The 13180-nt window shown below is 65.0% G+C and carries 6 protein-coding genes; all 6 read left to right on the forward strand.

The window, feature by feature from the left end; all coding sequences use genetic code 11:
• Positions 1 to 479 precede the first annotated feature (479 nt).
• The 6 genes from WKC72_RS02360 (at position 480) to WKC72_RS02385 (ending at position 13167) form a co-directional block, all read left to right on the forward strand.
• Positions 480 to 5393, forward strand: coding sequence for a DUF4011 domain-containing protein (locus tag WKC72_RS02360; protein WP_370181622.1), 4914 nt, complete (start codon positions 480 to 482; stop codon positions 5391 to 5393).
• A 48-nt stretch (positions 5394 to 5441) separates the two neighbouring features.
• A complete protein-coding gene (locus WKC72_RS02365; protein WP_370181623.1) occupies positions 5442 to 6500 on the forward strand; it encodes a hypothetical protein in 1059 nt (352 codons plus the stop codon).
• A 193-nt stretch (positions 6501 to 6693) separates the two neighbouring features.
• Positions 6694 to 8259, forward strand: a complete 1566-nt coding sequence (locus tag WKC72_RS02370; RefSeq protein WP_370181624.1) for a hypothetical protein — start codon at positions 6694 to 6696, stop codon at positions 8257 to 8259.
• 8 nt (positions 8260 to 8267) lie between these two features.
• Complete coding sequence (locus WKC72_RS02375) at positions 8268 to 9713, forward strand: hypothetical protein (protein WP_370181625.1); 1446 nt, start codon at positions 8268 to 8270, stop codon at positions 9711 to 9713.
• Entirely contained in the window at positions 9710 to 11470 is a 1761-nt protein-coding gene (locus tag WKC72_RS02380; RefSeq protein ID WP_370181626.1) for an Hsp70 family protein, read from the forward strand. Before WKC72_RS02375 ends, WKC72_RS02380 begins: the two co-directional genes overlap by 4 nt.
• A gap of 71 nt (positions 11471 to 11541) precedes the next feature.
• Complete coding sequence (locus WKC72_RS02385) at positions 11542 to 13167, forward strand: DUF726 domain-containing protein (RefSeq protein WP_370181627.1); 1626 nt, start codon at positions 11542 to 11544, stop codon at positions 13165 to 13167.
• The last annotated feature ends 13 nt before the right edge of the window (positions 13168 to 13180 follow it).

Genomic DNA, 13180 nt, shown 5'->3' on the forward strand with positions numbered 1-13180 from the left:
ATCGCCCAACCTCGTCGTGAATACTCTGCGGCTCACCCGCCGACCCAGCAGCGCCAGGCTTCCGGTGCGGCCGGCCAGCCCAGGGCCACTTCGCCGGCAGCTGGTGGGCGCGCTGCGCGTGCCGATCGCGTCGACCTGCACCATCGATCCGAGATGCCTGTCATTCGATCGCATGACATAGCTGATCGATTCCGCGACCCCGACCCGACGGCCGCTCACCCACCTGCGAAGATCGTTGAAGCTTCGAACAAAACGGACACGCACAGCAGCGAGGATCGGTTTAGAGAGCATGCGAGCGACAATCAGAGTCGCCTGGTCATCGGCGCATCACCAGCCCGATCGACCGGCAGCGCCTTCGACCGATTCCGACTCGAATGTCACATTTGCCCTGCCCGCAGCGATATCCGATCGCTGGCACATTTCGGGTTGCCCGGCGTTTACCGCGTGGACTGGAAGTCCTCGAAACTGTGGAGGAACAGGTGACGACTGAACCGGTGTGGGACGTGACCACGGCTGGCGACTCCGGTCTGACCGTCGAGGTGTTGGCGCAACCGGCCATCAACCTCGCCCTCGTCCACAACAGCGTTCCGCTGCTGTCCAGTCTGCGTGTCACCAACAACTCCGGCGTCTCGATCGTCGATCTGACGGTCACGATGGGTCTCCACGGCAACGGCGAGGAACTCGTTCCACCGTGGACACAGACGTTCGACGGTGATCTGCCCGACAAGGGCGTCGCGTCCTGGGACGACTTCCGCGACTTCGTCCCCTCGACTCCCTATCTGCGGGCACTGAACGAGAGCCATCCCGCGACGATCACCGTCACCGTTTCCCGGTTGTGGGGCGCGGACATTCACGTCACCGCGCCGATCAAGGTCCTCGCTCACAACGAGTGGTTCAACGCACCGGTCTTCTTCGACTCGCTCGCGGCGTTCGTGCAGCCGAACACCGCATCGGTTCGGTCGGTGCTCGATGGCGCGTCGGACCTCCTGCTCGCCCAGACCGGCGATTCTTCCCTCGGCGGCTACCAGGGTGGCACCGAGCGCGCCGCCCTGATCGCCGCGGCGGTGTATGAGTCGCTCCGATCGCGTGGGATTCGGTACATCAACCCACCGGCTTCGTTCGAACGGACCGGCCAGAAGGTCCGCACAACGGCGCAGGTCCTCGACGAGCAGTTCGGAACATGTATCGACCTGGCCGTGACCTACGCGGCATGTCTCGAGGCGACCGGACTTCACCCGTTGATCTTCTTGACGACGGGGCACGCCTTCGCCGGCTTCCTCCGTGAGGACAAGAAGCTGACGCATACGTCCATCACAGAACAGAACGCGCTCGTCAATCTGGTCGAATCCGGGATCGCGGTGCCGGTGGAGGCTATTTTCTACGACGATTCCCCGAATGGAGACTTCCGATCTGCTGTCGCGACCGCGAAGAGGCATTTCGCGGCTCCGCACACGCTCGACGGCGTGATCGGAGTGTCCACCGCGCGTAAGGACGGCATGCTTCCGCTTCCCACGGCCGACGCGATTGCGCCCACACAGGTGAGCGAACCGACGCCGTTGACCGACCGGACGCTCTCGCTGCCCGCCGAATTGCTGTCCCGAGACTCGGATCGCGACGCTGTGCTCGACCCGACGGACACCTCACCCGCTCGAGTTCGGAAGTGGAAGCGCTCACTGCTCGATCTCAGTACCCGGAATCGGCTCCTCAACCTGAAGGCCTCGGCTCAGGTTGTCGACCTCCACGTGCCCACCGCGGGATTGCCGCTCCTCGACGACCTCATTCACTCGGGCAAGTCCATCACGCTGGCACCGAATGACGACCTGTCGTCCATCCACCAGCTCCAAGGGGCCCGTCAGGCCGCAGACATCGAGCCGGAATTGCTCCTGTCGTACCTTTCCAAGGATCGGCAGGTGTTCGCCGCCGTCACCCGGTCGTCCTATGCCCGCCGGTTCAAGGAGCTCGGACGAACCGCACGCACGCTCCTCGAGGAGACCGGCAGTTCCAACCTGTATCTGACGCTCGGTGCACTGATCCATCACACATCGACGGGTAGGGAGGCACGCGCACCCCTGTTCCTGTTGCCTGTGAGGATCACCGGTGGCACCGGGCGGAGCCCCTTCCAGATCGTCGTCGACACCTCTGAGGTGGCCACCCCGAACTACTGCCTCGTGGAGTGGCTGCGCCTCAAACACAACGTGTCGATCGACGCGCTGGAGAAGCCGAAGCTGGACCAGAGCGGACTGGACATTACGGAGGCGCTGCGCGGTATCCGAGCGGCACTCGTAGAGAACGACCTAGACCTGCGGATCGACGAGCTGGCAACGATCTCGATCTGCCAGTTCGGCACCTTCGGGATGTGGAAGGACCTCACCGACCACTGGGACGTCCTCGAGCGGAGCCCCATCGTCCGACATCTCACCCACAACGCGGGCGAATCGTTCCGGGACCCCCATGTGACCGGCGACCTTGGTCTCGACGACATCGACGTGGACGAGACGTCCGTTCCGGTCCCCATCCCCGCGGACGGCTCGCAGTTGCGGGCCGTCGCGCTGGCGGCTGCCGGTCGCACGTTCGTCCTGGAGGGCCCTCCCGGCACGGGCAAGTCGCAAACCATCACCAATCTGATCGCTCACGCGCTCGATCACGGCAAGACCGTCCTGTTCGTAGCGGAAAAGCAGGCGGCTCTGGACGTCGTCAAGAAGCGCCTCGGGAAGGTCGGGCTCGCCGATTTCACCCTCGACCTGCACGGGAAGAGTCAGAGCCCGAGGGAGATCCGCGAGCAGCTCAAGATCGCGATCGACAACACGAGCCGGTACAACCAGAACGCGTGGACCGCAAAGCTCGCCGACTTCCGGTCCCGCTACGGTCCGCTCGCCGACTACCCCGCGAAAATCCACGACCGCAACGGTGCCGAGCAGTCGCTGTGGACTTCGTATGAGGACATCCTGACGGTCGGGGACGGGGTTGCCGCGCCGATCCCCGCGAACTACGTCGCGAATCCGGGTGAGTCCTTCTCGACGATCGCCGATGCCCTGGGGCAGTTCTCGCGCGCAGCACAGTCGATCGAGGTGCGCTCCGGGAGCCCGTGGTCGATCGCCGGTGAGATCCCGGACGGCGCGGCCCGCGATCAGATCCCCTCGGTGGCAGTGCGTCTGGCGCAGGCTTTCGACGCAGCTCGATCCGTGTCACGGGTGTGGGCGCTTCTCACACGGATCGACGACCCGTCCGTCCTTGCCTCGCTCCTGCCCCAGGCCAAGCGGCAGCTGGGTCGTCCCGTACCGGACGGCGCAACACTTGCGTGGATGCGCGGTCCGCAGTTCGCCGCTACGCGCGAGTCGCTGATCGCCGAGATCGGGCGGCTGCAGCAGTATTGCGCACCACTCCTGTCCACCTTCACTCCGCTGTTTGTCGAGTCGGGGGACGTCCAGCCATTGATCACGGAGGCCGACGAGAGCGGCAAGGGCCTGTTCGGCAAGAAGAAGAAGGTCGAACAGTTCCAGAAGAACATCGCACCGTTCGCCAATCCCGACGTCGATCTGACGCCGGACACCGTCCTCCCACTCCTGCGTGCCATTCCCACTGCCCGCGAGCACATCGCGAGAATTCAGGGTCTCGCGCACAGCCTCCTCGGCCCGTTCGCGCCGCCGGTCTGGAATCCTCTCGCACCGGGGAGTGCGCGCGAGCTCGATCCGGTGATCGACTACATCTCTGCCACAGTGGCGTTTGCCGACGGGATGCCGGAGTTGTGGCACCTGCTCGCATCGGTCGGATTCCCCACCGGCCCGGACACCGAGATTCTCGAGGAGGTAGCGGAGTCGTGGTCGCAGTGGCGTGGATGCCTCGGCACCACTCGCGATGACGATGCCCGGTGGCGACACGGCGAGCACTGGCTCGCCGCGTGGGAGCGTGACACCGCAACGTGGACCGAGGAGGTAGAACACTCCGCGGGCAAACGGTTCCTCGGCTGGTCCCGAATGTCCGCGTTTCTCGCCCCGCTTCGCCGTGCTGGACTGTCCGAGTTCGTGGATCTACTCCTTTCGGGCGGAATCTCGTCGTATGACGCCGAGGTCGCGTTCCTCCGTGGTGCCGCGCGGGCGTCGATGACCGAACGACGCAACGCGAACGGGCTGACGAACTTCGACACCGCACTTCGTGACGGCGAAATCGACGACTTCGTCCGCGCGGCGAACGCCATGCGCGCCGAGCAGGTCCGTGCGCTTCCCGCCGCGCTCCTGAGACGACGCCCGTTCCAGGCCGGAGCACTCAAGGGCGAGGTCGGGGAACTGCGAAGACTGCTCGACCGCAAGCGTGGCGGAGCCACCTTCCGAAATCTGATGTCGCGCTACGCAGAACATATTCTTGCCGCGACGCCGTGTGTGTTTGTGAGCCCGGCGTCACTCGCACAGTTCGTTCCGCCCGGGTCGGCCACCTTCGACCTCGTCGTGTTCGACGAGGCATCGCAGGTGACGGTTCCCCAGGCGATAGGGGCGCTCGGACGGGGACGGTCCGCGATCATCGTCGGAGATTCACAGCAGATGCCGCCGACGTCATTCGGTCAGGTCACCGCCGCCGATGATGACGAGGCGGACGAGGAGGGCGAGCTCGCTCCCGAGGACCTCGACAGCATCCTCACCGAATGCGTCGAGTCGGGCGTGCCTCGCTTGTGGTTGTCGTGGCATTACCGCAGCCAGGACGAGTCACTGATCAACTTCTCGAACCAGAAGTACTACGAGGGCCGCCTTGCCAGCCTGCCGTCCCCGGGTGGTGACTCGACCGCGGGAGTGGAGTGGCGGCGGCTGCACGGCCACTTCAACAGGGAGAACAAGAAGACCGAGTTCCGCACGAATCGGGTCGAGGCGGAGGCGATCGTCGACGAGATCCGGATGCGCTTGTCGACACCGCATCTGGCCGGCCAGAGCATCGGAGTCGTCACATTCAACACCCAGCAGCGAACCCTCGTGCAGGACCTGCTCGACGAGTGCGAAGACCCGCTGGTGCGGGAACAGCTTCGACCCGAGACCGAGGAAGGCATCTTCGTCAAGAACCTGGAAAACGTGCAAGGTGACGAACGAGACGTGATCCTGTTCACGACTGCGTTCTCGAAGAAGCCGAGTGAACCGAAGCTGCCGTTGAACTTCGGTCCGCTCAGTCGATCCGGTGGCGAGAAGCGATTCAACGTCGCGGTCACGCGGGCGCGCCGCAAGGTGGTTGTGTTCACATCCTTCGACCCGTCGGACATCGACCTGTCGCGAACCCGGTCCGTCGGTCTGGCCCACCTGCGTGGTTACCTCGAGATGGCCGACCAGGGCACTGAGGCCGGCCACAGCAGGAGCAGCACTGACGACGACGTGGTGGGAGCCGGCGTGTGCGCTGCCCTCGAAGCACGCGGCTAAGAGGTCGAAGCGAACTACGGCCTCTCCGAGTTCGTCCTCGACATCGTCGTGCGCGAACCCGGCGCCGACCACTGGCAGGTGGCAGTTCTCCTCGACGGTCCGCAGTGGGCCGAACGCCCGACGGTGTCCGACCGCGACCTGACGCCCCAGCTTCTCGAGTCGTTGATGAACTGGGGTGCGTACCTTCGGGTGTGGCTGCCGGACTGGATCGACCACCCCGACACCGTTCTCACCCGAGTCGATGCCGCCGTCGAATGCGCGAAGGAACGTCGGCGCCTGTTCGAGGAAAAACTGGAAGCCGCGGCGGCAGCGCGAGCCGCTGAGATCGCCGAGGCCGAAGCTCGTGCCGCCGCCGAGGTGGACACGCTGTCGGCGGCCCGCGCAACGGACGTCACGGAACCGGATCTCGAGTGGGGCAGCACGTTCGAGGTTGGCGTCGCTGACGCTCCCACCGACACTCCGCGCCTCGTCGCGAAGGCAGCAGTGACCACCGACCCCGACCTCGACATCACTATTGATCCGCCGCGGGTCGCGGAGCGCGACTGGAACGGTCGTGGAGTTCTTTACGCCACGGCCCCGATCACTCCGCTCGGAGGCCGCGACGACCTCGACCGCGTCAACTCGGCGACCGTGCGCCGCGTCATCACCGACGCGGCCAGGGAAACCGTCGACGCCGAAGGCCCGGTCGAACTGGGACGGCTCGCTCGTGACGTCGCGCGGCGGTTCGGCTTCGACCGGGTGTCCGCGGCGCGGAAGGATTTCGTCATCTCCTGCGTGCCCGCCGAACTGATCCACACCGACCCGCTCGGCAGCTTCGTGTGGCCCCGCCAGATCGACAGCATCACCTGGCGCGGCTACCGCACCACCCCGGACGATGTCACGCGTTCACTCAACGACATCGCGCCCGAAGAGATCCTGAACGCGATGAACGCCGTCTGCACAGGCCGCGAACTCGACACCGAAGCGGTCATGCGGGAGACAATGGCCGTCTTCAACCAGAAACGCCTCGCCGGACCCAGCCGAGACCGACTGGAAGCCTGCCTGGACCTGGGTATTCGGAACGGACGCCTGATCCGCATTGGAACTCTGTATCGTGCCGGCTCGTGACCAGCGATCAGAGCCCGTGAGGTAGACCGAGACTCCGCGACAGTCCACGCCCCCCTTCACAAAGGATCGACACGCCTTGGCTCACTGGTCGTCGGGTTACGCCGACTTTCACGAAGAACTGTTCGCCCCACCGCCGGGTCCACCCGCACCTCTGCAGTTGCGCTGCGCAGACTGCGCTGCAACTTATTCGAAGTTGGCGGAACTTCGCGAGCATGTTCTGCTACACCACCCGATTTCGCGTCCGGCGCTGCTTCACCGCGGTCGGCTGTGCGGTGACGCCCGACTGCTCGTGCAGCGTGCGACCACCCCGGCGGAGTGGGTAACGACGAACTGCACGTGGGCGCGGCTGAACGGGGTCGAAATTCCGATCGCGGACTTCGCCGCACAGCTGTCAGGTCTGCGTGGCGTGGTGGACGTCCTCCTCGGAAACGATCGGTCGGAGAGGCGTTTCGAGTTCGACTTCTCGATCTCCACCGTCGAGGATCTCGAAGGTGTCGACGCGGCGCTGGTGCACCTGATCGAGGGCGGCGACATTACATCGAGTTCGATCAGCCGATTCTTCGAACGTGCGCAGACCTTTTCGTCGGCACGAAACTACGCAGGTGGCATCGCCGACTACCTCTACTGGTTGGCCGCCCGCGGCATCACGAGTGATCCCGAAACGGATGCCCGCAACCGCGACAAACTCAACCGGGCGGCAGACCTTCTCCGCGATATAGACCGGTCGGCGGCGTATGCAATCACCAGCCTGATCTCATTCCACTTCAACCATTTCGGCGACGCCGAACAGCGTGCCCTCAGTCCCCGCCTACGCGCGGTGTCTGCACGTCTTCGAGAGATGCTCGGCGCCACGCCTAGGCAGACGGAGCGGTCCGGAATCGACGGCGACCTGGCGCACATCGAGAGACTCTTGATGGACGATCGGACTGCCTCGCTCGTGTCGCTGTGCAGCCTGCCGCTCGACCGGGCGACCACAGACCAGGTCGCGGGTTTCGGGACAGTCGCCCTCGATTCCTACGACCGCTTCAAGGCTGTCCTCTTCATCTCCGAGCATCACCTGGTCACGGGCGATCCACGCGCATCCCAGCTTGTCCGAACTGCAGTGCAGAATGGTCTGCCCGAACACTGGGTCAACACCCGTCTCGACCTCATCACCAACGAAGGACCAATATGGCACACGGCAGCGGCGACCACGGCGCCCGCAAAGGAACGAGCGGCAGTACCCCAAACCGGGACCAGGACGCCTCGTCCGGCAGCCAGTCGCCGCAGCACCATCGCGGGACGAACAAGCCGAAGCGCAAAACCTCCGACAAATCCGACCAGCGCATCCACCCCTCAGCGCACCGCGACGACCGCAGCACCAAAGCCGGGAACGCCGCGAGCGCCCCGGACCGCGCCGATCGATCCGATAGCACCGGCGGCAGCCGCGCGAACGGGCAGCGTGACAACACCGCCCGTCGCCGCGGCAGCGGGAACGAATCCAGCGGGACGGGGCGCCGGCGCCCCTACGCCGATCCGCGCGGGTTCATCGACTTCATCGACGGGCAGCCGAGCGGACGGAACCGCGGTGGTCGCCAGAGCAGGCAGACAGGTGAGCCCGACCAATCCGGCCAACACAACACCCCCGGTATCCGACACACCGCCGTGGGAGACCGCCAGCACCCTCGAAACACAAAACGACGTCAGCCGCGAAACGACCGAGGGAACCGAACCACACAGGAGGTCGTGGTGGACCCGACTCCTGCCCTGGTGGAAGTAGGAACGAGAATGACCGACGACCGCACGAGTAGCGCGCCTGCATCGCTGCCGAACGCTAGGAAAATCGAGCCGACGAATGCCGCCGGAACTCTGGCAGAAACCCGCGTCGAGGGCGCCGTCGACTACGCGGCCCCGGCCGTCCCGGAGGACACGGCTGCATCCAACGCTAGTTTCGGGCATGAGCAGGCCGTGGACTCGCCAGGCACCGAGGGCTCAGGTGAAGCCGAACTGGACTCGGCCCCATCACGTGAGGACACCGACCCGGCCGAAAATTCGATGAGTTCCGATGTCCGCGAGCCGGACTCGCAGCCGACATCCGAAGATACGTCCGCTGTGAGCGAGCGCCGCGGGCAGGCAGCACCGGCCGATGCCCCGGATGCTGAGGCACCGCCCGAGAAGATGTCGATCGGGGCTGTGGAGTCGTTTGCCGACTTCGTCAGATTTCTCGTCGACGCTGACGGCGATCTCAAACCGATGGAGCTGAAGAAGAGCTCACCCGCTCGGCTCGCGATCGCTAAGCAGGCGAACCTCGCAGAGTTCGCCGATGAGATCGACAGCATCGCTGCGCGCGACGTCAAACTCACGGCCCCGCTGTCGTTGATGGTGACCGCCGACAGATCAGACCTCACCGGATTCGCGCGACGGAATCTCACCGAACTCGCGGCCCTAATCCTGGGCAGACACTCGGCGTTCTCCGCTGACTCCGTCTTCCAAGAGCGGTTGTCGCGCCTGCTGCCCGGCGACGCCGACGACGACACCTTGCCCCGGCTTATCACCCGGCTTCGAAACCTTCTCGACAGTGATTTCGACGGCAAGTCGGGCCTCAAGCCGCCCGCATTGGCTGCCCTGCAGGACAACGCGGCACATGTCGCCGTGCTCATTACTGCTGCGGCGGCGAAGTGGGATTCCACGAAGCTGATCGATGCCCTCGCCGACGAGGTGTGGGGTGCGGGCACCGCGGTCTCCGAATCCACCACACACCGTGAGAAGTTGGTCGCGCTCCCCAAGGCGTCGCGCAAGGTTGCGTCGCTGATCGTCGAGCACGCGCGCGCCCAGCGCCGCGTCGTCGAGGACGAACTCGAAGCTGCGGTGTCACGCACTGCGGCCGCGCGTGCCGAAGTCGAGCGACTCACCGCGGAACTCGAGACCGAACGTCGGCGGGCCGATCAACTCGGAGAGCAACTCGACGGTGCCCGTGCACAACTCCAGGCGGAGGTGTCCGCCCGTGTCAGCGAGCGGATGGGCGCCACCTCCGATTTCGAGGTGCTCCGCGTCGATACCGCACGGACCATCGCACAGCAGATCGACGCGCTCGAGGATGCCATCGACGCGCTCGGCCACGGTCAGCACCAGATCACCGAGGAATTTGTCGGACGTGCAGTCAATAATCTACGAGGCAGTCTGACCAAGCTTCAACCACGCACCACACCTGATTCTCAGGGGGAGACAACATGACCGTCGTAGGCTTCGACTTCGGCACCACCAACAGTTTGGTGTCAGTGGTCGACAACGAGCGGGTGTACGACCTCGTCGACGACGACGGCCAACCCGTCCCGTCCGTGGTCAAGTACGAGGGCGTCCGCACAGTTGTCGGGCGGGAAGCCAAGGAAGCGCTGGACGCGATCGGGCTTGGGGTGCACGGCAACTTCGTCAAGTCCCCGAAGACGTACCTCGGCGACGAGACCATCTCGGTCGGAGGCGTCGACAGGAGTCCCATCGACGTCACCCAGGACGTCATCGACCACGTTCGTCAACGTGCCGTCGCATCCGTGCGTAACGCGGGGTACCTCTCGAACATCACCGATGCCGTGGCGACCATTCCAGTGGACATGAACGGTCCCCGTCGCAGCGCACTCCGAGATGCTTATGCACGCGCCGGAATTCGCGTCGTGCAGTTCGTTCACGAGCCGTTTGCTGCGTTGTATGGCCACTTCCGTCCTCACATGGGAACCGACTTCGTGCGGCGCTATGATCGCAAGAACATCCTGGTCGTGGACTGGGGCGGCGGCACGCTGGACCTCACGCTGTGCCGTCTGGAGGACGGTCGGGTCGTGCAACTGCAGAACAGTGGCACCGGCGATCTCGGCGGCGACGTCTTCGACGACACTCTCCGCAACTGGGTCCTCACGCATGCGACGGAGGGGGCTGTCGACGTGGACCCGGAGCGGCGCCGGCAGCTCCGCCACAAGTGCGAGCAGTTGAAGATTCACTTGTCGTCGGAGGAGTCGGCCACCCTCTACATCAGGAATTTCGATCCGACGACAGGGTCTCCGCTTACCTATCAGATGACGCGCTCCCAACTCGAGACACTCGCGAAGCCGCTCATCGACCGGGCGATGGACCACGTCGTGTCGCTGCTGGATGCCGCGCACATCAGCGAATCGCAGGTGGCCCTGTGCCTCGTCACCGGTGGCATGTCGCGCATGCCCGCCATCTCGGCGAGGCTGCGTGAGTGCCTCGGCGCGCATCGCGTCGAGGTGTCGAAGAACAGCGCGACCCTGATCGCCCAGGGTGCGGCGTGGATTGCCTACGACCGGCAGCAGCTCGAGCTGGCCAAGGACATCGAGGTGCAGCTGGCCCGCGGCTCCTACCACCGTGTGCTGAAGGCAGGCACTCCTGTGCCCTTCGAGGGTCAGGAAATGGCCGACGAGGCACTCGAGCTGTATTGCGCAGACCCGCGGGACGGGCGTGCGAAGTTCCAGTTCTGTACCCCGATGCGGCCGGGGGGAAACGCTCAGCGGTCGGACCCTCGTGACGAGATCGGGAATATCAGCCTCGGCGTCGACAGTGCCGCACGACCGTTCGTCGAACGGCTCACGCTCCGAAGTGTGATCGACGCAGACGGCGTCCTCCATGCGACGGCGATGTCCGACCTGAAGAGGCACCGTGAGGCGACGTCGCTGCACGACCTGGAGTTCGGGATCACCCTCGGATCGGTTGACAAGGCCGCGGGTATCGCCGACGATCCCGGCCCGCTGGACACTGAGAACATCCCGGCCGAGCTCGGAAGCATCGTCGTGCGCGCGAACATAACCGTGGAGAAGGACAACCACTGCGTTCCGGGCGAGTTGCTCTACACCTACAACTCGACCTACTTCAGCCGCGCGAAGAACCCGCCGCAGATGCAGGTGGACGAACACCTCTACTACCAGCCGTGCGCCATCTGCAAACGACAGTCCAACGATCCGCTGTGCCGCTGCGGTTCGGCCTAGACTCTGACAACCCCGGGTTAGCCGGAGCAACTTCATTTCTCTGCGAATAGCCGATATGAACAGGGGGAACAGTGACCACAGATGCCGTGATCTTCAAGCCGGTCTCGCACGAGGGCATGATCTGCGAGGTCCGGTCACCGTTCGGGCTGCTGTTGCGACTCGAGGGGACCATCACCGCAGTCGAGCCGACGGTGGAGGGTGATCCCGCGATGACGGGCAACCTTGCCCTGATCCACAATGCGTGGGCCTACGCAAAGAACGAGAAGCTCTTCCGCCGCTTCAAGGACGAGAAGAAGAAGCAGAGTTACCGCAAGCGGGCCGATGCACACGCAGATGTCGCAGCAGAGATCGCAAAGCTGGTCGACGGACTCGGCGACGACACCCGGCCCGGTTGGTGCTCGGCATGCTACGCCCGAACCACTCACCGCAAGGTGAAGACCGGACGAATCAGCCTCTCCGCTTACCTGTGCGAGACATGCGGAGGGCCGACCCTGAAATGTGCGGCACCGCAGTGCGACAATATGGCCACACGTGGCTCAGGTTCGGTGCGTATCCCGCGGTTCTGCGCGGAGCATCGCCACGAGCTTCCCAGCTTCGAACGCGCCGACGACAAGATCGCGACGGTCGACGACTACGAGCAGCTCCGCGTGTTCGACAAGAGCAACCTGAGCCGCGGTTCGAAGTACGCGATGGCCGGTGCGTTCGCGGCCGGTGTCGTCGGCACCGGTGGTTTGTTGGCCGCGCCCGCAGTCGGCGGCGCGATCGGCACCCTGGTCGGCGGCTACGCCGGTGCCGCGGCGGCCAGCTACGGACTCGCGATGCTGGGCGGCGGCGCCGTAGCAGCCGGCGGGCTCGGAATGGTGGGCGGGACGTATGTCGTTGCCGCCGCCGGCGCCGCCCTGGGTACGGCGCTCGGTGCCAGCATCACCAACGCGTACGTCAGCGAGGACAAGTCCTTCGCCATCAGGAAGTTCCGGGACGGACCGGGTATCCCGGTGATCGTGGCGCGGGGTTTCACGACCGAGAAGGACCCGAACTGGAAGTCGGCCATGCAGATGGTCGAGAAGCGATATCCCGACTCCCCGATCTACCGGCTGCACTGGGGAAGCAAGGAACTCAGCAAGCTGGCGGCGCTGGCGGTGAAGAACGTCGGAGTGAAGCAGGCCATGGCCGCCGCAGGTGGTGCAGCGGCTCGGGCAGGCAAGGTGGCCGCGCAGAAGCTCGGTCCAATCGCACCCGCACTGTTGGCTTCGGACCTCCTCACGAACCCCTGGCACACCGCGGTGGTGCGTGCCGATCGGACCGGTGTCGCACTCGCCGGCATCCTCGCCCGCACGCAGGTAGAGAGCTACATCCTCGTCGGTCACAGTCTCGGTGCTCGGGCCATGATCACGGCGGCCGAGACGATGGGGACCAGCAAGGACGCCCCACGGATCGACACGGTTCACCTTCTCGGTGCGGCGGAGGGCAAGAAGGCGGACTGGCGGCCGCTGAGCGAAGCGGTGACCGGTACCGTTAACAACTACTACTCGACCAAGGACGGCGTACTCAAGTACATGTACGCCGCAGCTCAGGCGGGCAGTGTCGCGGTAGGGCTCAGGGGATTCGAGTGCAAATACACGAACATCAAGGATCGGAACGTCTCGGCGAAGGTGTCGGGTCATTCGGAATACTTCGACAACGTGAAGTTGCTGTAGCGACGCACCGTCC

The sequence above is a fragment of the Rhodococcus wratislaviensis genome (genome assembly GCF_041228765.1).
GTDB lineage: Bacteria > Actinomycetota > Actinomycetes > Mycobacteriales > Mycobacteriaceae > Rhodococcus_F > Rhodococcus_F wratislaviensis.

Bases quoted from the DNA above. Each gene is read 5' to 3' on its own strand.
- WKC72_RS02380 (WP_370181626.1), top strand. From the start codon at position 9,710: ATGACCGTCGTAGGCTTCGACTTCGGCACCACCAACAGTTTGGTGTCA.
- WKC72_RS02375 (WP_370181625.1), top strand. From the start codon at position 8,268: ATGACCGACGACCGCACGAGTAGCGCGCCTGCATCGCTGCCGAACGCT.